We start from the raw sequence: 22,256 nt of genomic DNA on the forward strand, positions 1-22,256 counted from the left end.
ATATTGCGCTTCGAACCTTCTACCGAAACGACAAAAACAGTTTACCCACAAAACCAGGACCAGTTCTTTTTCAGCTTCATTATGGGGGCGCATCAGGTTCTTCCAAACGGGAACATACTTGTAACTGAAAGTACTTCGGGTCGCGTCTTTGAAGTCTTGCCGAATGGACGCATCGTCTGGGAGATGGTGTTCGTGACGGGGAGCCATGCAGCCGCCTTGGTTGAAGAAGCAAGACGTTATCCTCCAGGCTACGTTGATCCAACTGTATGGTCTTGCCCAGCGACACACTAAAATAGCACGTCCAGGGCTTTGTCATATTTGCCTTCGTTTGGTGGATGAGTCGCAAGCTTTGAACTGAGATTGACGAGCACGCATGTTTCGAAACCTGTTCCCGTTGAATATCTTTCGAACAGGTTTCGGCATGATCTCTCTCTAAGGCCGCCAATTTCCCAAGGATGCAGTTCTGTACGCTGTGTACTTCTATCTGCGTTACACAGTGTCGTATCATCGAATGGTTCCGTACGCGCTTTCTTCAAAGCCGAACGAAGTAACCCGGCCCCGAACATTCCGTGCATACTGGCGTTTAGATATGTAAAGGCGCTTATGGAAAGGGCCTGAACAAAGTTATACTGATCGGACCACAAGTTCATCTTCCATCCATTTCTCAAAAGAGACTCGGGTGCTTTCAGAAATTCCAAAGCGCACTCGGATCGCCCAGACATGCTTTGGTTTCAGCGGGCGCTATTGACCTACAACGCGACCTTTGTTCCCGGCTGGGCGAAGAGCGCGAATGACGGGTAGGAATGGGGTTTCCATGGCTGACCGCACGATCCGCCATGCTCGCCCACAACGACACCCCGACGTTGATGCAATACATTATCACAGGATGCTGCGTTGGCTCTGATGGTCGCTGCGAGCCCATTGTCTCGTTTGGCACGACATTTTCACGTGAGGACCAGCCAAACCGTCAAGTTGGAAACGTGCAATGGAAAGGTCGCGCAGCCGGACAATTCATTTGTTCTTATTCTGTAAACAACATTAACCGAACGTGAACAATGTATTCTCTGTGCGTTCAACCAAGCTGAGTCATTGTGAGCAGGTCAAATCGAACGAAATGTCATTCGTTTGGTGGAAACATGGGGAATAGCATGATCAAGCCTGCCTTTGTGACTGAAGACCGCAGCACAACAGCTGCGATGCGGACCTCTGGTAAATCTGCTGAAGAGCGTCTGCAAACCACGATGAAATCGAGCAATGGTCGCTTCCCTCCTATCGAAAATGCACTGACAGAAATCATAAAAAATAAACGGCTATCCGAGGCGCATAGCAACGTCTGAAGGCAAGTAAGCAGACCCCCGAACAATTCTCGATATTCGTCCTAAATAGGGAATTGTAATCTGAATCCCGCCCCGGCCTGGGGCGGGATTACTTTTTGCTCAACACCGCGATGTTCAAAAGCTAACTTTGATGGATCAAACAAACTTGGGTCAGGCGTTTCGACTTCCAGAAAACACCTGACCCGTCTTTCACTGCATCCCTCAGTGATCGCGTTCTTGTCGCGCTTTGGACTACAGGTCCAAAAGCGATTTGACTTTCTCTTCAACTGCATCCGTGACGGGCTTGTTCGCCGCAGCTTCCAGAGCTTCTCGTTCAGCCAGGTTTTGTTCTTCAACGCGTTCGGTCAGATCATCCACGTCTTCGACGGCATCATTGTAATCGATGGCCGCTTGTTTTTCGTCATTCAGTTCTTTGGCAGCATCAATGGAACTATCCAGATTAGCCTGTGCCTCTTCCAGCTCAGCTTCGATGTCCGGATCCGTGCCGCCAGCGTCTTCCAGCGCTTGTTCAAGCTCTTCGACTTTGTCCCGATTGTCCTGAACATCACTCAATGCGCCTTCCAGATCATTCTCGATTTCGGACAAAGTCCGCTCCGGCGGATCCAAACCTTCAAGTGCCTCCAGCGCTTCCGCCAGGTCCTCGCGCAGCGGTTCCCCGGCAAGCACAGTGTCCCGATAAGTGGCGATTCTACCAACTCGGGAATTTGGAGAGGCATTGGCCAGCGCAGTTGGGCTTGCGTTAGCTGCGTTCAGCGCGCCCAGCTCAGATGGATGAGCTTCAAGTTCATGTGCGATACGATTGCCTTTGGGGCGGGTGACTGGACGCAATGACTCTTCGACCGTCTTGGACCGGTGAGCGGTCTTCTTGTTTTGTGTCCGGGTTGTTGTGGTCTTATTCGAAGTAGACGTCGATTTGCGCGCGTTCCCTTTACCACTGAACAGGCCTTTCAGTGAAAAGCCGCCGCCTTTTCTTTGACCGGACCGAGCCGACTGAGACTTTGAAGTGCGATCCCCGGATTTCCCGGCCTGTGAACCGCCGCGGCTCTTGTCGGCTCCTTTTCCACGGCTGCTGTTTCCGGCCGAGCTGTTGTCTCCGCTGTCCCCTTTGGCGCCGTTTCCATTACCGCCGCCATTGCCGCCACCTTTACCGCCGCCATTTCCGCCACCGTTACCGCCGCCGTTTCCATTACCGCCGCCGTTGCCTTTTCCACCACCATTTCCCTTACCTTCCTTGGCATAGGCAAAATCAGGCGTTGCGACAGTGGCAACTATGGCCGTTGAACCCAGCAAAGCGATCGCAATTGTGGAGGCTCTGATTAGTCCGCAAGTGGTTGTTTTCATGTCAATCTCCTCAGGCGTTGCGACAGCGGTTCGCTGAAGCTGACCGTCGCGTTCTATCGGGTCGAATCGAATTCGAATCGCCGCTCGTTACCAGCATTTGACTTGAGGGTGCTTGAACGCACGGCTAACTGGTTGTTCATCATCGGTTCACCTCCGGCCATGTAGTCTTGTTTGAAAGTGTGTGAGAGACCTATGCAGACCAAAGTGTTTTTGTTGGTTGCGGCTTTGTTGACCGCCATGTCCGCAGGGCAGGCGGAGGCTGACGCACGCGAACTCAAACAGGCTGAGCTGCGCAAGGCAACGTTGTCTGGAAGCGCAATCCGGCTGAAGCGTGTCATAAAAGGCGTGGAAAAAACCTTCGGCGGAACCCCGGTCGACGCGCGTGCTTTTAAAACGGACGAGATATATTACCGCATTCTGGTCAAAAAGCCTGGCGGGAAGATCGTGAGTGTCATTGTAAACGCCAGAACTGGCACTGTCGTCTCGAACCGCTCGAGCGTCGGGCGTGAGATTTCCAAGGCGGCGCGTTCCAATTCAACCAATGCCAATAGCAATAACAGTCAGAACGCTTCGGCCAACCGTGGCAACAGCGGAAACCGTGGCAACGGCGGCGGTAACGGCGGTGGCAACGGCGGCGGTAACGGCGGTGGCAACGGTGGCGGCAACGGCGGTGGCAACGGTGGCGGCAACGGCGGCGGCAATGGTGGCGGCAACGGCGGCGGCAATGGCGGCGGTAACGGTGGCGGCAATGGCGGCGGCAACGGTGGCGGTAACGGTGGCGGCAATGGCGGCGGCAACGGTGGCGGTAATGGTGGCGGCAATGGCGGCGGTAACGGTGGCGGCAAAAAATAGAGTGATGCTGAGCCCGGATTGGCTGTAACCTTCTGATATGCGAATCCTACTTGCTGAAGACGAACCCCAGCTATGCGAGCAAGTCAAAAAGCTTTTGGGTACAGAAGGCCACGTCGTGGACATGGCCAACAATGGTATGGATGCTCTGCATCTGGGGGCGACTGAGCCTTACGACATGATCATCCTCGACATCGGCCTGCCTGAGCGTGACGGTATTTCAGTGTTACGTGAATGGCGTAGTACGGGTGTCAAAACTCCGGTCTTGATCCTGACGGCCAGAGATGGATGGAGTGAGCGTGTCGACGGCCTGGATGCCGGTGCGGATGATTACATGACCAAACCGTTTCACATGCCGGAATTGGCGGCACGGGTCCGCGCAATTTTGCGGCGACAAAGCGGCCAGTTGAACCCCGTGATAGAAATGGGGGATGTATCATTGGATACACGAAACGGTCGGGTCAGTGTTGGAGGCATACCTGTCGATCTGACCGCGCAAGAAATCGCAGTTCTGACCTATCTGGCGCATAACATCGGTCGCATGGTGTCGCGCACAGAATTGTCCGAACACATCTACGAATATGATGGTGACCGGGATTCCAACACCATTGCCGTATTCGTCACGCGCCTTCGAAAGAAACTGGGTTCCGATCTGATCACCACGGTCAGAGGGCGCGGTTACATGATTGATCCTACCTGATGCTATCGTTGCGCCAACGGGCCTTACTCGGAGGTATCGCCTCGGGTGCTTTGTCAGTAGGCGTCGGCACGCTGGTGGTGTTTTCCTACATCAATACGCGCGTCCTGGATCAGTTCGACGGAGCGTTGCAGGACCGCCACACCCAACTTGTCGTTGGTCTCAGCGTTGCGACGGATGACCCAGAAACCTTGCGCGAGTTGATCTTCGACCCGGCCTATAGCACGCCCTACTCGGGACGGTATTGGCAGGTAACGGACAGCAACGGGGCCATCTATACATCTGCGTCGCTTTTCGATGAAACGATTGCCGAGCCGCTGGGCGCAAGTGGCGAAACAACCGTTTGGAACACCACAGGCCCAGATAGTGAAGCTATTCGCAGCGTCTATCAAAAGATCACGTTCGAAGACGGAACCGAATGGGGCGTAACTGTCGCCGAAAGCAGAAGCGAACTGATCAACGAACGCAGCGCCGCACAAAGAAACCTGCTTCCGGTCTTCGGCCTGGTCGGTTTGATCGGTGTGGCCAGTTCTCTGTTGTTGATGTCCGCAATTGTCGGCCCCCTCCGGAAATTGCGCGCCGATGTGACTCATCGCTGGGATCAAGGCGATGATCTGAAGCCCGAAGACTATCCGGATGAGGTTTCCCCACTTGTGGAAGATCTCAATCAATTGCTGCATCGAAATCGCGAAATAGTCTCAGGTTCGCGAAAGCAGGCTGCGGATCTGGCACATGCACTCAAAACACCGGCAGCCATCTTGCGTAACGAATTGGCAGACCTGTCAAACTCCGGAGCGCAAACAGAGCCTGCAGAAGAAGCCCTCAACCGAATTGAAGCTCAACTCGACCGTTCACTCGCGCGCATGCGTGCATCAAACACCGGAGAGTTGACGCATTCCAGGACCGACCTGTCGAATTCCGTCGAGCGACTGTCCCGACTATTCTCGGTCATGGCAGAGCGCGAGGGGAAAACGCTTGTTTCCGATTGCGAGGCTGGACTTCGCGTCCGAATGGACCCTCAGGACATCGAGGAAGTGATCGGAAACCTCCTCGACAACGCGCTTAAATGGAGCCGGACAACATTCCAAATCACAGCACGGCGCTCTGACAGCGGTATCGAACTTTGCGTTGAAGATGACGGGCCCGGTATTCCGGATGGTGCCCGAGAGGAAGTCCTTCGTTCCGGCAGTCGGCTGGACACCTCCGTTAAGGGAACAGGTTTGGGTCTGTCTATTTCCGTTGATCTATTGAACGCCTACGGTGGGACGCTGGAACTCAGAACATCGAAACGCCTGGGTGGCTTGGCCACCGAAGTGAAGATTAACGCTTGAGTATATCGAACTGTTTTTTTCGCTGACCTTCACGCGGATGTGTCGCGAACTGTGAGAACGGCCAGTGCGAGCGACCTACCGGACACACCTACCCTGCGATCTCGGCAAACAGCCGAAAGCCCGACGTTGTGGTGTTGGGGAATTGCTGCTTTCGGACCATGTTGGCAGGCTTTGAGAAAGATCATACTTAAACCTGTTCGAAAACCATTCGCCGGGAACAGGTTTCGAAACATGCGTGCTCGTCAATCTCAGTTCAAAGTTTGCGACGCACCCGAATGATTTGCATCTGAGCCCGCAACCCATCCAAAGCCCGATAAATGGAAGGGCTTTAATGGTCATTATTTGGCCTTTTTGCGCACTACAAATGATGCGTTGAAGGGTACTGGAATTGGCCACCAACATGTTGGAGGACGTGAGTGAGCTGTAGAACCAGTCAGTGCAAAGCGCTTCCCCCTGCCCTCGCCGCTACTCTCAACCGCATCACAATGTTCGGCCGCAATTCTACGCCCTGCTCTACCAGCTGAACGCAAGGCGCTTCCCTTGTGAACAGGTGACCGTCCTCACCAAAGGAAACGGTTTACATGAGACAGAACCGAGATTGCGCGGAGGTCTACTGCACCTCTGTGTTGCTCTTTCCGTGTGCTGTGAACCTTAAGATTAATAGGTCTGGTTCACCCGGCACCCGCAAAATGCCACTCAAATTTTGTGGCGCATATTGCGTAAGCTTGATTGGGCTCTCTATCTGAATCTGACTCTGACTTGTTTTGTTCTTCAAACCCACAACGAGAAAGGAACCAAGTCGAAGCTGGCTGACCTACGACTTTACCCACCGCACCTTCTGGCTGACGCGACTTTCGAGGCGTTATTTTCAACCGATACACAAGTTGACAACTGGCCCCTCGATTGTGCTTGAACCCAAACCACCGCTGACATAGCTAAAGAAGAAGGGCGCGATCCAGCGTCCGCGCCCTGCTGAACAAGCTGGCCCGAAATCTTACCCGTGGGTAAGATCGTCTTCCTCTGGCAATGCGTCAATGAAAGTTGCGATCGCTGCTTCTAATTTGCTTCGGTCCACCCTGGTAAAGTCCAAATCGTATTTTATCTCGACACGCCCGCCCGAGGCGGAGCACTTGGCGACCCCTGCCCGTCCCGATACCTGGAATGTCGTCTTCGCCCGCCGTGGCTTACCGGTACTTTCTCCAGCCGGTTTTTTGCCCACGCTGGGTTCTTGTTCACCCAGAAAAGATCGGAGGATTTCAACTTCTCGTGCACCGTCACGATCCGGCTCACTCATCAGCATATCACTCACGCGTCGAACCAATCCCGGCGTTGCGTCGAACTTGCGCTTGAGCTCCACGCCAACGTTTCGCGGAATTTCGTTTGGATGCATCAGCACCTTGTCCATCATCATCAACAAACTGGCGAAAGACCGGATATAGCTTCGCTTGGTGTAGCTTGCTGATTTGAAAAGCTTGGATACTGCCTTGTCTACATCGGGACAGTCGTTCGCCGGATCTTCAGCATAAGCCCGCGCCAATGCGCCCATTTCCGCAAAGGATATATCTTTGCGGATCAGGTTTTCATCCACCATGCGCCGATAACTGTTGTCGAGATCACTGGCCTCAGAAACACCGGCCGGGATTTTCGCGTATATCTCTTCGCCTGTTTCCTCATACAAAGCCCGATATGCGGACAGCCGACGCATCCCTTGAATCAGCTCAAACCGACCATCCGCGCGACGTTCAAGCCGGATCGGGTTGGACAACCCAATATCGCGAATGGACGCCTTTAGCTCGTCCATCTCAGGATCCGGGCCCGGCTTTCGATCTCGTGTCAGCTTTTCGGTCAGAACGTCGGTCAAAGCCACATGTTCTGTGACAAGACCTTCGTTCCGCAAGCGAACCAATTCATGCGCAAGCGCATCGTTCTCGGCTCGAATAGTTTCTTCCGTTGACTGCTGATCCCGCAACGCATCGGCGTTTTCCGAAATTGCGGCGGCCATCGGACCGCGGCGCTTTTCCAGAACTTTGTCTGGCACCTTGCCAACAGGAATGTCGTCCATGGCAGGTATATCGATATCGAACATTCTGCGCTTGCGGCTCATGCCTCATCCTCCAGCTTGTCCCAGGCCGACAGCATGACGCCTCGGAATTCCTCATATACGTTGTCAAATGTCGAACGAGCGCGGCGCCATGTTTCCCGCGTCATCTCTCGGTAGTCCATCTCATAAACTGAACTGAGAAAGCGGCCGGACTGTTCGACTGCGCGCGTCATCTCGACCGGATGTTCGGCGACGTGCTCACCAAAGACTTTCTTGAAAGCCTCAAACATGGCCAGGTGAAGGGCGTTACCGGGTTCGTATCGCGTCAGCAAGAACCGCAGCTCGCAAAACGTTTTTGGCAGGCCGATCTTACCCGTGGGTAAGGTTTTGTCGAAACCATAAGCCAGATCCTCCAAAGCTTCAGCAAGCTGACCTATGAAAGATGTCGTGGAATCGTATTCCCAATATCCGGGGCCTGACGGGATATACAGCATGTCTGCCGCGAATACCGCGTTCATTGACTGATACCCAATGGCCGGAGGACAATCGAAAATGATCAGGTCATACGCGTCATCGGGAATCTGATCCAGGTACCGGGACACGGCCGCAAAGAAGGACCACTCGGGGTTGAGGTGCCGGTATTGGGCCGAGGCAAACTCGACGAAGGCTGCATTTGCACACGACGGGATCGCGTCGATGGTGGACCAGGACGTCTTGCGAATGAAGTCGGAGATCCTCAGGTCTCCGAGACCCATATCCGTAATCGCAGGCGGTAATTCGCGGCGGGGCAGGGCGGTTCCCGATTGGGCGGCGACGGGACGGTTGTTCATACGCTCTGTCTCGCGGATCAGGTCACGCGCCATGATGCCCCAGACAGTGTAGTCTTCTGCAACGTCTGTCAGGCCCATCGAATGGCTCAAGGTCGCTTGCGGGTCAAAGTCGACCACCAGAACACGATACCCGTCCAGCGCTGATGCATGCGCAAGATGCAGCGCCACGGTCGATTTGCCGGCCCCACCTTTGAAGTTGGCGACGGCTGCGCGAATGGCGCGCTTGCCTTCCGGGCGTGGGGGCATCAGAGACTTACGGTTTACCTTAAGGCGGCGGCGCAGCTCATTCACTTCTTCCAGGCTGAACCATCGCTGGCGACCGTCGGGCTCGACCTCGCCACCGGGAAGGGACGGATCCGCCGCAAGCTTGCCGCGAAAGGTAGACTGGTTGATCCGGAAAATCAGCTCGGACACTTCCCAGCTGGAAAACCGACGGAGGGTCTTCTCCATCTCGGGGCTAAAGGTCTGCTGGCGAATCCAACCCTGCAGCTTGAGGGATTGGTTGCGCAATGCGTTCAGGTCTTCGTGCGTGTACATGCCTCGGGTCTCTTTGTTTGGAACGTAAATTTCTGTTCGTTTTCTATTTACGACCGATTTGCACTTTACGCAAAAGAAAATATGATGAGAGTGTAATCTTACCCACGGGTAAGAAAACATAGCCTTTTGGGGATGGAATCGATTCGGCGGCCGGACAGCGGCGCTAAGTGGAACAGGTGCGAAGGTACCCCGGCATTTAGGGGGACACTTGCGATGAACAACCTACATATAGGGGGACATAAAGGCCAAATAAGGGGTCAAACAGAATGTCCCCCATCACCAATACTTCACCAGATTCTTTTTCTATTTTGATTTCGAGTGGCAGGAAAATTCGACCGAATTCAGACTCTTCTTGACAGAATCGAAGCTTTGGACGCTAATTAGGATAAGGTGACGAAAAGCGTTGGCTAACGGCGCAAACATGGCGGGACTAACCCGTCTGAGGCAGACAGAGCGGTGAGAACGGGTATGCAGCTGGCTAAACCGGTCGGGCGTAATGCGGCGGCCTTAAAATACGATATACTCTCTGCGCTAACCGTTCACGCGTTGTCCGGAGACAAACACAGGCAACGCAGTATTCTGCGTATCATCGCTTTGATTACGACCCGATATAACTGGCGCAGCAACGAATTGTCGATTGGACGCGAGGAAATAGCGCGCCTGTGGACAGTGAACGAAAGGACGGTAAAGCGCGAAATGTCCAAATTTCGCGCATTAGGGTGGGTAAAAGTCAAAAGACCTGCTGTACGCGGCAGAGTCGCCGTGTATGAAATTGACCTCAAACAGATCATGATCGACACGCAAGAGGTCTGGCCCGTCATAGGTTCGGACTTTTACGCGCGCATGACAGATAAGCCGGAACCGGAAACCAACATCGTGCCCTTCACGATCAAACCCTCAAACAATGACGTGGGCGAGGGTGATACCTGGTCACAGGTTCAATCGATTCTTCACGGTCGAGATCCTGAACTCTGGGCAAGTTGGTTTCAGCATCTATCCGAATCTGAAAGGGCAGGGGGGTCTGTGACCCTTGTAGCTCCATCGCGGTTCATGGCTGATTACATTTCACAAAAGTGGAGTCAGCGGTTGCTTGCGGCGTACAGCCGGGTTGATCCCAGCATCAAAATAGTGCGCGTGGAATCGACGGAGTGAAACAGGCCCACGCGACAAGGGAGGGTTTCCACCAAAGATCCTCATTCCACCCCGACGACATATTCCAGCCCCTATATACATGGCTGACCGTTGACCCTGTGTTGTAAGGGCCAAACTTGACAGGCCGCGAACCGCCATAGTTTACTCGTTCAGATAATCACGCACCTAGTGCCTGATCTGACAGTTTTGTCGACCAATTGCCTGTTGAGCTCTTGAGCGCGAAGCCTCAGGAGGAGGGAGAATGAACGAGATTTCCTATAAGCAGCTCCCGGACTATGCGCCGGGAAATCTGTTGGGTAGTGGCGATGGGCGCGGTTGGTCTGGCGTCAACTATCGAAGCTACCGGCATCTTGGGATGGAAATCGAGTTGCCGCCGATGGAAGATTTCCTGGTCATTGCCTATGACAGAGGCCGCACACCTGTGCAGCGAAAAGTGGGAAACACTTGGAGCGATTACTGTCTTGGCGTGGGAGATCTAACACTCTTGAACAAGTCCGACCGCTCGGAATGGGCGTGGTCCGAAACGGTTGAAGTGTCTCATGTGTATCTAAGCTCGGAACTGGTCGAGAGCGTGGCCAACGAAGTTTACGAACAGGACGTCCGCGACATTCGCTTACGGGATACGCTGAAAGCGCGTGACCCCGGTATCTCCAGATGTGTTTCGGTTATCAGGACCGAGGTTGGGGAAAACAGTGTTGGCGGTTCCTTGATCGTCGAAGCCGCCGCACGGGAAATGTCGGTGCGACTGCTGCGGAAATATGCTGAGACCCGATTTGGTTCTGCCGCACGCATTGGCAAACTCTCGCGCACTGAAACAAAACGCGTTGTTGCTTTTGTTCAGGACCAGTTGCGCGAGAAATTGTCTTACGAGCAAGCTGCGGCCGAAATGGGCCTGGGGGATTGGAACTTTATGCGCAAGTTCAAATCGACCTTTGGGCATTCCTTTCACGACTATGTCCTGACGCAACGGGTGGAACGTGCGATTTCCCAATTGCGCAACACGCGCAAACCCATAAAGAACATCGCTTTGGATTGCGGGTTTTATGACCAACCGCACATGAACCGCGTGTTCAAGAAATTAAAGGGCGTGACACCAGGATCTTTGCGCAGAACGTGAACTGTTTTCCCCGTCCGCCCGCAGGGCAGGGATAACGCGAGCCTGTGCAAGATTGTGCAAGAAATTCACGGAATCCTCCAAGAGTTTATCGGGCCAGCTTGATTGACTTAACGGATCTTGTGCTCTGACGTTTCGGGTGATCCCCAGTCAACGGCACAAAATTGCGCTGCGCGCAAGCAGCGCCGCATGGACTTAACGGGAGGATACCTATGCGGATGAACTTCGGGATTTTCATGGCTCCGTTTCACGCGCCGGGGCATAACCCTACGATTTCACTGGAAGACGATCTTGAACTGCTCCAGCATCTGGACACGCTGGGCTATGATGAGGCGTGGATCGGGGAACATCATTCTGCTGGCAGCGAGATCATCGCATCCCCTGAGATTTTCATCATGGCCGCCGCCGAGCGCACACAGCGCATCAAACTGGGCACGGGCGTCGTGTCGATGCCCTATCATAACCCCCTGTGGACAGTAGAGCGCATGGTTCTGCTGGACCATCTTACGCGTGGGCGCGTGATGTTCGGTATGGGTCCGGGTGCCCTGCCTACGGATGCATCCATGCTTGGCCTCGAACCTCAGCAGATGCGCCCGATCTTTGAGGAATACATTGATATTGCCTATAAACTGCTGACGACGGACGAACCGGTCAACTACCAGTCTGATCGCCTGACGTTGAAAGATGCGCGGTTGCATCTGCGTCCGTATTCCGATCCGTTGTTCGATCTGGCTGTTGCTGCCGTTGCCTCACCTTCCGGAGCAAAACTTGCCGGGCGCTACGGGGCTGGTCTGTTGTCTTTGGGTGCGACCGTTGCCGTGGGCATGGATGTTCTTGCGCATCACTGGACCATTCAGGAACAGGCTGCGGCAGAACATGGTCAGGTCGCGGATCGCGCGAAATGGCGGCTGGTCGGGTTGATGCACCTTGCGGAAACCGAAGAACAGGCCCGTGAAGATGTGAAATACGGCATGACCCAATGGTTCAGGTATTTCCAGAATGTGGCAGCCTTCCCACAGATGGCCGTCGAAGGTGGCAATCTGGATGAGATGATTGATTTCGTGAATGGCGGTCTCGGCGTGATCGGCACACCCGAGATGATGGTCAAGCAGATCAACGAACTTGTCGAACAAAGCAATGGCGGGTTCGGTGCTTACCTGACGCTTGCGCATAACTGGGCGAACAAGGCGGCGACGTCAAAAAGCTTCGAGCTTTTTGCGCGCGAAGTCATGCCGCATTTCCAGTCTTCCGGTGGCGGTTTGCAGGCAGCCGCCGACCGCGCGCAAGCGCGCCGCGATGGGTTGGCAGAAAAGCAACTGAAGGCAGTGGCCGAAGCCACGGAACGGTATGAGAAAGAAACCGGTACCGCAGGCTAAGGCAAAGATTTTATCGCCTTTAATGCCAAGACGTAAATAGTCACGCGCTGCGCAATGTCGCGCGCGTGGCTCTTTCCCACGCAAGGTTGCACAGTTATGAACACCCCAAAAACAACGGCTTCGGAACACGAATCCGTGGACGAAACGGCGTTCCGCCAAGCCTGCGGTCACTTTCCCACAGGTGTCGCGATTGTCACCGCTTTGGACATTGAGGGGCGGCCAATTGGGCTGACGTCAAACAGCTTTACTTCGGCTGCACTGTCGCCGCCGATGGTGCTTTGGACGATTGGACCCAAATCGCGCAGCTTCGAGAGCTTTGCGCGCGCACGGTTCTATGCGGTTCACATTCTGCGCGACGAGCAAAAAGAGATTGCCGCGCATTTCGCCGGCCGCAGCGATGACAAGTTCAGGGATTTGGAATGGCAGGCTGGCACGCAAGGGCTTCCGATCCTGCCGGATTTCTCTGTGTGCATGGAATGCGCTGTCGAAGATGTGCACCCCTGTGGCAATCAAAGGCTCATGATTGGTCGCGTGGTGAATATCCGACAAAATGAGAGTACCGGATCACTGTTCTATTTCCATAGCACCTTCGGCGCGCTTGATCGTCCAGTGACCGATCAGTGAAGAGGGCCAAAGGCGTTGGTCTTTGGCTTGTCCGTTCCTTTCCCGGGTCGCTTGATCGTTCTGGTCTCTGCCTGACTGGACAGCCCAATTGAATCGCTTTAGTGATGTAATGTTATTACAAAACAGAGCTTGCGATGTTTATGACCCATGCCTCCCAAACTCAGCCAAAGCAAACTGACGACCTGCGCGTTCCCGTGACGTTGCTGACTGGTTTTCTGGGGGCAGGGAAAACAACGTTGCTGAATCAAGTGCTGTCGGATTCATCTTCGGGGCGCATTGCGGTCATAGTGAATGAGTTTGGTGAAGCGGGGCTGGACCATGACCTGATTGAAACGGTGGACGGCGATGTCATGCTGATGTCATCAGGGTGTTTATGTTGTTCTATCCGTGGTGATCTGTCGGACAGTTTTGTCAAACTGCTCGCGCGGCGGGATGAAGGTATGCTCAACTTTGACAGGGTGGTGATTGAAACCACGGGGCTGGCAGATCCGGGACCGATCCTTCAGACGCTGCTGGTGGATTCATTTCTTGCGCGCAATACGCGTATGGACGGTGTCGTTACGGTCGTGGATGCTGTGAACGGCCCCGCGACACTGGATACCCAATTCGAGGCCGTATCGCAGGTCGCGATGGCCGATCTGATCGTGCTGAGCAAAACAGACCTTGTTTCCGAAACTTCCGCGAAAGCCGTTACTGACAGGCTACGCGATCTGAATCCGACGGCCGACATTCTTCACCGGTCCGGCCGAGAATTCGATCTGAAGAGTCTTTGGAACCTGACAAGCATGCGGGAGGAAACGCGTCAACACGAGGCTATTTCCTGGACCACACCCAAGGTTGCCGACGATCCACTGGGCAACCTTTCGGGGTTGACAGTAACGTCCGTCTCAAAACCTGTTACGACATCCGAGTTTAGCCGTCATGACACTGATATCTCGTCTGTTTCGATTGTTCTGGACGAGGCGTTGGATGACGCAGTTTTTGACAAGTGGTTTGACACATTGATTGCTTACAAGGGTCACGACATCCTGCGCGTGAAAGGCATCTTGTTTCTCGAAGGGATCGAGACGCCGTTTGCGTTCCATGGTGTTCAGCACATCTTTGACCCACCTGTTCCGTTGAAGAACTGGACCGGCAATGACCGGCAGACCCGTATCGTGTTGATTGGCCGCAACCTGAGCCGACCCGAGATACAGCGAAGCCTAGATTTGCTTCGCAACGGCTCTGCCGAGCGTAACTTGACCGTACCGTAATCACCGGAGATAGACAGGAACAGAATCTAAATCCAAACGGGCAGGGTTAAGGCGCTGGGTCTCTCATATCTTGCACGCTCAAAGGTTGGTGCCATGTGGCAACCAGAAATGATCGATCTCCAGAGGTCTCTTTCTCAGCCATAGCCTTCGTTACGCTCGTCATTTAAGTGCTTTGTATTCTGAGCCTAATCACGTGTGCGAAAGTTTCACCTGTATCGCGCCACGATGGCAGAAACTTTGACTTTCGCTCTGACAACCGCCCCAATCGCGTTCGCGTTCCTTGATTTTCGAGTATCAATCGCAGGTTTGCTCCAAACGCCGCAGCGTCTTCGGGTGGTGACAAAACTCCTGCGTCACCGACCGTTTCAGGGACAGCACCCACATCGCAGGAAACGACCGGAAGCCCGAACATCATCGCTTCGCTCAGGACCATACCGTAGCCTTCGTATCGAGTCGCGAGCGCGAACAGGCTTGCAGTGTTGAACAAATCGGTCAAAGAGGCTTGGTCCAATTCTCCGGCGAAAGTCACACGCTCGGTCAGGCTGAGGGTTTTTGACAGGGAATAAAGTGCATTCGCGGTCTGTCGATCGTGTTCTTTACCAACGATTACAGCCTGCCATTCCAGGTCTGTGATTGTGGCAAGCGCGCGTAACAACGTGTCATGCCCTTTGCGCTGGGCCAGCAGACCAACCGACAAGATTAACGGAGGGGACGTTGGGCTTTTTTGGACGACCGGGCGGTCAAAACCCGGTGGAGCAACGGTTATCAAATCCGGATCAGCATCGAACTGATTGACCAAAACCCGCGCAGTTTCTGGGCTGGGAACGATGACATGGGCTGCATGCCGGATCGCTGCAGTTTCGTTTTCGACAAGGAACTCTGCCCGATCCCTTGGCAAACCGGATTCCAACCCAAGTGGGTGATGTATCATCGCAATGATTGGGGCGCTTACCCTCTCCAAGCCTTCTGGATCGATGGCCCCAAATACCAATCCATCAAGGATAATCGGGCATGTTTCGGGTACCGCTTGCAGGGCGTTCAACGCCTCTGTCATTTCGTCTTGGGTTGGGTTGGGGAAGCTGTCTGGCAGTTGCAGATGTTCGGTTTTACAACCGATCTCGTTTAGAATCCGCAACACGGTGGCTTCATAGATGAACCCGCCGGTGCGCTGGTCTTTGTCACCTGGGATTGCAAAAATGGCCTCGGTCATTTCAATTGCTCGCTCGCATAAACGCGCAGAACCTGCTTCTCGCACCATGCAACGCCCGCGTATGCGGTGACTGCAGCAAGGCACAGAAGGACAACGCTTGACCAAAGCATGTTGTAATCGGACGTGCTTGCCGTCAGCGCCATCAACACGCCTATGCCGCGTCCCGTTGCCAGCCATTCTGCGGTCGTAACAGCCAACAGGGCGGCTGGCACCGCCATGCGGGCAGAGGCAAACAAAGCGGGCAACATGGCCGGGATCTGAGCGGATTGGAGCAGCTTCAACCGGCTGGCCCCGTAACTGTCAAAGAGATCGACAATTTGGGCCGGGGTTTGGCGCAGACCCTGCAAGCAGGCGACGAGCGTGGGAAAGAAAATCATCACAGCGACAATTGCAACGGTTCCAACAAAGCCGCGTCCAAATGCCAGAACCAACAATGGTGCAGTGGTGATGATCGGCACAGCGCGTAAGGCGATGGCCGTTGGCATTACGGCCTGCGCCATGGGTGGCCAGAGCATTAAAGTGACAGCCAAACCGGCTCCTAGTGCTAAACCGGCAAGATAGCCGGGGATCGCAAATGCCAGAGTTTCACCAAGTGCAGTCAGCAAGGTGTTCAGGTTATTGGGGTTCGAAACGAAACCCAAGATGTCTGCAGGCCGCTTGGCGAAAAACGAGCTCAGGTTGAACAAATCCATCGTTCCCTGCCACAAAATCAAGATCAGGCCAGCGATGGCTAAAACGCTGATCGTTTGTGTGAAAAGAGAGTGGCCCGATGCCGGGTTTGGAGTTGAAAGAAGTATGGTTGGTGCGTGCGGTGTCAGTTTGCCTTTGATCAGGCCAACACATCCATACCCGAGCATAGCCAGCGACGCCGAAATGACCGCCAGCGCCCAGGTTGCATCCGTTTGAAGACCGCGCATCGCCCTCAAGGTCAAAACACCCAATCCGCGCTCGGCACCTGTGAACTCTCCTATCATTGCACCCAGAAAGGCAGCTGGGGCCGCGATCTGCAATCCCACAAACAGGTAAGGCAAGCTGGCTCTGAATCGCACAACGAATAATGTTGACAGGCGGCCCCGGCCGTAGACAGCCATCAAATCTGTCCAACTTTGCGAGATCGCCCGGAGACCAACGACCAAAGCGAGGAATGTGGTGTAGTAAACCGCCAATGCTGCCAAGGTGATTTGTGGTCCAGCCCCGGGCCCAAACAGAACCCGCAAAATCGGGCCGCTCGCGATCAACGGGATGCAAAACACCACCAGGGCGAGTGCTGAGACCATCCATTCTGACTTTGGTACCAAAATCACGAGACAGGCCAGGGCAACCGCCGCAAGGTTCCCCCAAAAAAACCCAAGTGCTGCATTTATGGAGGTTTCGATCGCAGCCCTGAAAAGCAGGCCGGAATGATCAGCGATATATTCTGCGATATCAAACGGTCCGCTGATCAGAACGCTGTTTGGCTGAACGCGCGCCAAACCTTCCCAGACCAGAAGCGCAAGCAAAACGCCCAGCATTGTGCGTCCCGGCGCCATCTACTCGGCCTCCTCCAACGCGGCAAGAACCTGCATTGTAAAAGCCTGAAACTCTGGAGAAGTTGCAGGGGAAACGGCGCGGTCTCGGTGAATATCAACCTGAATATCGGCCAAGATACGTGCAGGCCGAGGTGACAGCACGATCACGCGATCCGATAGTAAAACGGCCTCTTCCACGGAATGCGTAACGAGAAGTGTTGTCGTTTGGCGTTGACGCCACAATGGCGGGAGGTCCCGATTCAACCGGCGGCGGGTGATCGCATCGACAGCGCCGAATGGTTCATCCAGAAGCAGGACTTCCGGCTCTGAAATCAGGCTGCGTGCTATGGCGGTGCGCTGGCGCATGCCACCCGAAAGTTCCGCAGGCCGATGGTTGGCAAACCCGTCCAGCCCGACAAGTCCGATCAGGTCATCCACGCGATCCGCCGGTTTGCGGGTGAGTTCCGCACCCAAAGCGATGTTGGCTCTCACAGTTCGCCATGGCAGCAGCGATGGATCCTGAAACGCCATGGCAAGCCCCCCGCGACGGGCGACCTGCTTTGGTGTTTCCCCGTCTATTGCGATCTGCCCTGTATCGGGCGTTTCCAGCCCGGCGATCATCCGCAAAATGGTGGATTTCCCACAGCCGGACGGCCCAACCAACGCCGTTGTCTGACCGGATCGAAAGTCAATCGAAAGCTCAGACACAGCCTCTGTGCGATCAAAACTCTTCCGGATGTTGGTGCAAGAGATTCCGGGCGTGGTCACGCGTCAGCCCTCGGGTCAGCCATACACCTCTTCCAGCAGCGACCTGTCCCAAAGGTCAGGAGTAACGTTTCGACCTAACAGTGCGAGTGTTTCGACATTGGCCGCCACAGTCTCGTCGGTGAACCAACCGAAGCGGAACTCGGCCGTCAGGTTCGAGAACATCAGCGGCACTTGGCGCGCGGCCTGCAGCTTTTGCGCGGCGAGATCCAGACCAGCATCAGGGAACATCTCCAGCGTCAACTGGGCGGCGGCGTCGGTGTCTTTGTGATAATCATTCCACCCCATGACTTCGCCTTTCAGCAAAGACACAAGCTCTGCTCGCTTCTGGGCAAGGGAATCTTCGGTGGCGATATAGGTTTGGGAATGCACGGCATAACCATAATCAGCCATGAGCATGGTGGTGTTGTCCACGCCCTGCACGGTCATGGCGACAGGTAAATCTGTTTCCCAACACAGCAGGCAATCCACCTGGCCGCTGACAAGAGGGGCGGGGTCATATTGGGTCGGGACGATTTCAATTTGATCAATGTCTATCCCGTTCAACGTACACAAGGCTTGCAACACGGGCGTATTCGCCACGGCCATGCCGATCTTCTTGCCAATCAGATCCGCGGGTTCGTTCACCGGGTTGGCCGCAAGCGATGCAATCGCGAATGGATTCTTTTGCATTGCAACGGCGATGATTTTGAACGGCGCGCCTTGCGCCACAGCGGCGGCGGTATAGTCCGCAGCGGATATCCCGACCAGAGCTGTTCCTGAAACCACGGGCGGCTCGACAGGCGCGTTTGGACCGCCTTGGGCAAGTGAGACATCCAAACCCAGATCGGACCAATATCCTTTGTTCTTGGCGATGTAACTTCCGCCGAACTGCACGGAATGCAGCCAGGACAGCTGGAAATTCACAGGTTGTAAATTGGCCGCTAACGCAGGCAACCCGGATGCAGAAGCGGCAAAACCCGCTGCTCCGGTCTGAAGGAAGAAACGGCGCGTAAGGTGGGCTGGTTGTGTCATGGTGAATGTCTGTTCCCTGTTAATGGAGGTGGTTCTATTTTTCTTGGCCACAGCAATATTGCGGTGGCTGGTAATGCGGCGATCAGGATGACGGCACCGTAGGTGATGCCTGAAGCGACACCCCCACTGGATGACGCGCCTATCATTGGAAACAGGGCGGCAGCGGCCCCTTCTCTCCAACCCCAGCCGCCAATGGACAGAGGGATCAGCATAGCGGTCAAGATCAGGGGAATGACGATGAACAAGCTGCCTGCTGGTATGATGACACCAACTGCTCTGGCTGATGCGTAGAAGCCTAGTATCAGACACCCAGAGCTGACGAAGCCAACCAAAACAAAGACCGTTTGGTGTTGTAGCCTGATCAGGAAGACAAGGAACCTCCCAATTGATGGAAGGGCAAGAGATACAAGGCTCACCACGAGTAGAGCGGATAGCAACACAGCAAGAACTGTCATGCTCAGCGCAGGATGATCGAAGCCTTCGGGCCACATTAGCGCAGCACTGACGCCCAGAAAAAGAACGGCCATGATCGCGACTTGTCCCAGCAGACGTTCAGCCACAACCGATTGAGCTGAGCGTTTAAGGTCTGCTTTCTTCCGCGCCCGAACCGCACGTGTCACATCCCCCGGAACGCCGCCGGGCAGAACCATATTCACCAGCTGCGCGATATAGTATTCGCGCAGGGCAAAAGGGTAATCAAACCGAATATCCAACGCGCGTGCTGTAAGCTGCCATCGGTATGCCATCGAAAGCGTTGCGCCGGTTGCAGCAAAGATTGAAAGCCCAATCCATTCCGGATCGAGCGCCCGCAAATGCGCAGCGACACGCGCGGCGTCTGTCCACCAAAGCACAGCAACAATCACGGTGAGTGATACGCCCAACCTGACCCACCACCGGTTCATTGTGTCACCATTGCGGTTGAGGTCCTGTCAGAGAAGGCTGCGATGAAGTCATCCCGAAACCTGTCCATTCGGCGAACCGGTGCATCGGACGAGGGGATTAGCCCATCGGTCCACCCCCAATGGTCGATGTGATCCAAGACTTTGTGGGGTCCGATCATATGTACGGCCACATCCTTGTTGTCACTGCCGGATACAAAGCCAGCGGCCTGATGATCCCCTGCGACAATGACAAGTGGAGCATCGTCGGCAAGTTGAAGAACATGGGAAAAAACCACCTGCAAAACGTAGTCCAACGATCTGCGGTACGCGTCGCGCACGGCATCTCGGTCTTTCCACAACACTTCGGGTGTCGGTCCGCGCGCGGCCATCTTGTTGAACACGGTGCCGTCGCCTACGTCCAGCCAAGGGATCACGTCAGCTATTGGTGTCCAAGGCGCGTGGGAGGAGATCAGCGCGATCTGGACAAAATCAGGTCTTGGGTCCGGCGGCAAAAGGTTGGGATACGCTGCCAGGGTGAATTGGTCGGGCATCGTGACCCAGCGAAAACTCTTGCCCGCATAGGGGATTTGGGCCGCATCGAAAACTAGGTCAAACCCCATCGCCCGGCTTTCGGGCCAGTCCTTTGTGATTGCAGGCATGACAGCGGCAGTCCGATACCCCGCCTCCTGCGCGATATGAAACAGCCATTTTCGACCACTGTCGATCATCGCCTGATAACGCCCGTTATCGGCAGTCCACAAACCGGATCCCAGGGTTCCATGCGCCAACCAGCTTTGTCCGCCTGCCGTGGGCGAGGTCAGCCAACCGCTTTTCATGGCAAGGCCCGCACCGGCGATTTCCGCCTGAGCAGACCGCAGCGTCGTAAGATGTGTTGGCGCGTATAGCGGGTTGTCAAAGCTCGCCCGCCCGTAGCTTTCAATCCAGATCAGAAGCACATCCCGCCCATCAAGCGTGTTCAACAATCCGGACTGATTGGCATAGGTATCTGAACCTGCGGCTTTGCGAAACTCGGCCAAATCCTTGGTTGTTTTCTGTATTTGCTCAGCGCGATTTAACGCTAGCCGAGAGGTCCATGTGGTCCCCGGCGGGCTGGTTTCCAACTTCCAGTAACTGAGGTGATGACCCGCATCCGCGACAGCCCATCCGGCGCAGCCGACACCGATCAATGCTGCTGCTAATCCTGTTTTTGCGTTTTGTCCAAGTGACGCCCAAGCGGCAAGGCCCCGGACCAGTAAAACGTAAAGCAGGACCAGAGACAAAATGGCCAAGGACACTGCAAAACCAAATACAACCAAACCAAGGCTGTCGCGGGCGAATGAGAACCCTGAGGCGATCAAAGGCATATCCACGACCGGATTAAACGGCCTGTCATACGCGCTGAACATTGCATAGTCGGCGAGCTTCAAAACAGTAACAGCCAACAAAGCCAGCGCGAGCGCGTGCACGATGATCAAGCGCCGACCCAGTACCACCGCCAGACATAGCATCACGGGCAGTTCGAGTGGGCAGCGCATCACCGCCCCCCACCCAAGGGCGCTTGGATGGTTTGGCAGGGCGAGAACGGCAAAAACAGCCAAAGCACCTATAGCAAGGAAAAGTGCCTGCCTCATTCAGCGTGCCCAAGAAGCCATTTGATGTCCACAAAGAAGGACCATGCGAGCAGTATCGCAGCCAAGAAAGATATCGGCAAATACGCTGTTGCTGGTGTCAACGGAAACAGGAGCGTGACTAACGCGCCGATTTGTATAACGCAGATTGCTTTTCGACGGAACGCCTCGGGAAGGTCAGCCCGCAATGCGGGCAGAAACAAACTTGCTGCGCAGAAGGCATAGCGCATGAAACCAAGAACCAGAATTTCCGGGCCTGTTGTCCCCGATACCAAAAGCCACACAGAAAGGACTGCGCCCAACAACGCGTCCGTTTCCATATCAAACCGGGCACCAAATCGGGATGTCAGCTTTGATCGCCGTGCCAACCAGCCGTCTACGCCATCCAATGCGAATGCGACTGTTGCCACCACAAATACCAGCCAAGGGTTCACGGTTGGCGCGACCACAGTGCCAGCCAAAAACGCAACCATTGCAGCGCGGGTGAGGGTTACAAGATTGCACAGACCCAACACTTCATGAGGGTAGGTTTGACGCAACCCGGGGATTAGCAAACCAACGACGACCCCAAAGACGAGCAACGGGGGAAATACGGAACCAAACGCCAGCAATGAGCAACCTGCCAGTGCAAGAGCAATGCCCGCGCTGGCCAGGCACAGGTTGGCGACGGGTGGTTCCACCTCTACAGGCCTCGTCGCGTTGTAAAAACCACCGCCAAACATGAATGTCACCCTATTGATCCTAAGAACAAATTAGCCCGCCAACGGC

20 protein-coding genes are annotated in these 22,256 nt (G+C 54.8%); 10 read left to right on the forward strand and 10 right to left on the reverse strand.

What is annotated here, in order from left to right:
• Together AC2FNU_RS13170 and AC2FNU_RS13175 are read left to right on the forward strand one after the other, a co-directional pair.
• Positions 1 to 291: arylsulfotransferase family protein (locus tag AC2FNU_RS13170; RefSeq protein ID WP_496788968.1), on the forward strand; the 291-nt coding region annotated here is incomplete at its 5' end.
• An 857-nt stretch (positions 292 to 1,148) separates the two neighbouring features.
• Positions 1,149 to 1,337, forward strand: a complete 189-nt coding sequence (locus AC2FNU_RS13175) for a hypothetical protein (protein ID WP_171186508.1) — start codon at positions 1,149 to 1,151, stop codon at positions 1,335 to 1,337.
• 231 nt (positions 1,338 to 1,568) lie between these two features.
• Here AC2FNU_RS13175 and AC2FNU_RS13180 read toward each other — a convergent pair whose 3' ends face one another.
• Positions 1,569 to 2,678 (reverse strand): hypothetical protein, encoded by a 1,110-nt coding sequence (locus tag AC2FNU_RS13180; RefSeq protein ID WP_496788977.1) that lies wholly within the window; start codon positions 2,676 to 2,678, stop codon positions 1,569 to 1,571.
• A gap of 192 nt (positions 2,679 to 2,870) precedes the next feature.
• On the opposite strand from AC2FNU_RS13180, the gene AC2FNU_RS13185 reads away from it, so the two are divergent.
• Genes AC2FNU_RS13185 through AC2FNU_RS13195 form a run of 3 tightly spaced genes read left to right on the forward strand, consistent with a single transcriptional unit; the run spans position 2,871 to position 5,555 of the window.
• Positions 2,871 to 3,530: a PepSY domain-containing protein gene (locus tag AC2FNU_RS13185; RefSeq protein WP_496788981.1), complete on the forward strand. Its 660-nt coding sequence runs from the start codon at positions 2,871 to 2,873 to the stop codon at positions 3,528 to 3,530.
• Between the two features lie 37 nt (positions 3,531 to 3,567).
• Positions 3,568 to 4,227: a response regulator transcription factor gene (locus AC2FNU_RS13190; RefSeq protein WP_496788983.1), complete on the forward strand. Its 660-nt coding sequence runs from the start codon at positions 3,568 to 3,570 to the stop codon at positions 4,225 to 4,227.
• Positions 4,227 to 5,555 (forward strand): sensor histidine kinase, encoded by a 1,329-nt coding sequence (locus tag AC2FNU_RS13195; RefSeq protein ID WP_496788987.1) that lies wholly within the window; start codon positions 4,227 to 4,229, stop codon positions 5,553 to 5,555. Before AC2FNU_RS13190 ends, AC2FNU_RS13195 begins: the two co-directional genes overlap by 1 nt.
• A 994-nt stretch (positions 5,556 to 6,549) precedes the next feature.
• Here the strand turns inward: AC2FNU_RS13195 and AC2FNU_RS13200 are convergent.
• Both AC2FNU_RS13200 and AC2FNU_RS13205 read right to left on the reverse strand, forming a co-directional pair.
• Entirely contained in the window at positions 6,550 to 7,659 is a 1,110-nt protein-coding gene (locus AC2FNU_RS13200; protein WP_496788992.1) for a ParB/RepB/Spo0J family partition protein, read from the reverse strand.
• On the reverse strand, positions 7,656 to 8,963 hold the full coding sequence (locus tag AC2FNU_RS13205; protein WP_496788997.1) for an AAA family ATPase: 1,308 nt from the start codon (positions 8,961 to 8,963) through the stop codon (positions 7,656 to 7,658). Before AC2FNU_RS13205 ends, AC2FNU_RS13200 begins: the two co-directional genes overlap by 4 nt.
• A 468-nt stretch (positions 8,964 to 9,431) precedes the next feature.
• On the opposite strand from AC2FNU_RS13205, the gene AC2FNU_RS13210 reads away from it, so the two are divergent.
• The 5 genes from AC2FNU_RS13210 to AC2FNU_RS13230 all read left to right on the forward strand — a co-directional run bounded on the left by AC2FNU_RS13210 (position 9,432) and on the right by AC2FNU_RS13230 (position 14,482).
• Positions 9,432 to 10,115 carry a DnaA N-terminal domain-containing protein gene (locus AC2FNU_RS13210; protein WP_496788999.1) on the forward strand — a complete coding sequence of 228 codons (684 nt, stop codon included), beginning with the start codon at positions 9,432 to 9,434 and terminating at the stop codon, positions 10,113 to 10,115.
• Between the two features lie 241 nt (positions 10,116 to 10,356).
• The gene (locus AC2FNU_RS13215; RefSeq protein ID WP_496789003.1) at positions 10,357 to 11,232 is read left to right on the forward strand and encodes an AraC family transcriptional regulator; all 876 of its coding nucleotides are present in this window, start codon (positions 10,357 to 10,359) and stop codon (positions 11,230 to 11,232) included.
• A 209-nt stretch (positions 11,233 to 11,441) separates the two neighbouring features.
• Positions 11,442 to 12,605: an LLM class flavin-dependent oxidoreductase gene (locus tag AC2FNU_RS13220; RefSeq protein ID WP_496789005.1), complete on the forward strand. Its 1,164-nt coding sequence runs from the start codon at positions 11,442 to 11,444 to the stop codon at positions 12,603 to 12,605.
• 96 nt (positions 12,606 to 12,701) lie between these two features.
• Complete coding sequence (locus tag AC2FNU_RS13225) at positions 12,702 to 13,229, forward strand: flavin reductase family protein (RefSeq protein WP_496789008.1); 528 nt, start codon at positions 12,702 to 12,704, stop codon at positions 13,227 to 13,229.
• Positions 13,230 to 13,369: 140 nt separating this feature from the next.
• Positions 13,370 to 14,482: a CobW family GTP-binding protein gene (locus tag AC2FNU_RS13230; RefSeq protein ID WP_496789010.1), complete on the forward strand. Its 1,113-nt coding sequence runs from the start codon at positions 13,370 to 13,372 to the stop codon at positions 14,480 to 14,482.
• Positions 14,483 to 14,645: 163 nt separating this feature from the next.
• On the opposite strand, the gene AC2FNU_RS13235 is transcribed toward AC2FNU_RS13230, so the two are convergent.
• Genes AC2FNU_RS13235 through AC2FNU_RS13265 form a run of 7 tightly spaced genes read right to left on the reverse strand, consistent with a single transcriptional unit; the run spans position 14,646 to position 22,168 of the window.
• The gene (locus AC2FNU_RS13235; RefSeq protein WP_496789014.1) at positions 14,646 to 15,692 is read right to left on the reverse strand and encodes a glycosyltransferase family 4 protein; all 1,047 of its coding nucleotides are present in this window, start codon (positions 15,690 to 15,692) and stop codon (positions 14,646 to 14,648) included.
• Positions 15,689 to 17,221, reverse strand: coding sequence for an ABC transporter permease (locus AC2FNU_RS13240; RefSeq protein WP_496789019.1), 1,533 nt, complete (start codon positions 17,219 to 17,221; stop codon positions 15,689 to 15,691). The genes AC2FNU_RS13235 and AC2FNU_RS13240 overlap by 4 nt, the downstream gene beginning before the upstream one ends.
• The gene (locus tag AC2FNU_RS13245) at positions 17,222 to 17,968 is read right to left on the reverse strand and encodes an ABC transporter ATP-binding protein (RefSeq protein ID WP_496789023.1); all 747 of its coding nucleotides are present in this window, start codon (positions 17,966 to 17,968) and stop codon (positions 17,222 to 17,224) included.
• Positions 17,969 to 17,983: 15 nt separating this feature from the next.
• The gene (locus AC2FNU_RS13250; RefSeq protein ID WP_496789026.1) at positions 17,984 to 18,979 is read right to left on the reverse strand and encodes an ABC transporter substrate-binding protein; all 996 of its coding nucleotides are present in this window, start codon (positions 18,977 to 18,979) and stop codon (positions 17,984 to 17,986) included.
• Positions 18,976 to 19,881 carry a lysylphosphatidylglycerol synthase transmembrane domain-containing protein gene (locus AC2FNU_RS13255; protein ID WP_496789028.1) on the reverse strand — a complete coding sequence of 302 codons (906 nt, stop codon included), beginning with the start codon at positions 19,879 to 19,881 and terminating at the stop codon, positions 18,976 to 18,978. Before AC2FNU_RS13255 ends, AC2FNU_RS13250 begins: the two co-directional genes overlap by 4 nt.
• Complete coding sequence (locus tag AC2FNU_RS13260) at positions 19,878 to 21,491, reverse strand: sulfatase-like hydrolase/transferase (protein WP_496789033.1); 1,614 nt, start codon at positions 21,489 to 21,491, stop codon at positions 19,878 to 19,880. The genes AC2FNU_RS13255 and AC2FNU_RS13260 overlap by 4 nt, the downstream gene beginning before the upstream one ends.
• Positions 21,488 to 22,168: a CDP-alcohol phosphatidyltransferase family protein gene (locus AC2FNU_RS13265; protein WP_496789037.1), complete on the reverse strand. Its 681-nt coding sequence runs from the start codon at positions 22,166 to 22,168 to the stop codon at positions 21,488 to 21,490. The genes AC2FNU_RS13260 and AC2FNU_RS13265 overlap by 4 nt, the downstream gene beginning before the upstream one ends.
• Positions 22,169 to 22,256 lie beyond the last annotated feature (88 nt).

Source organism: Ruegeria sp. BHSB064 (genome assembly GCF_059613205.1).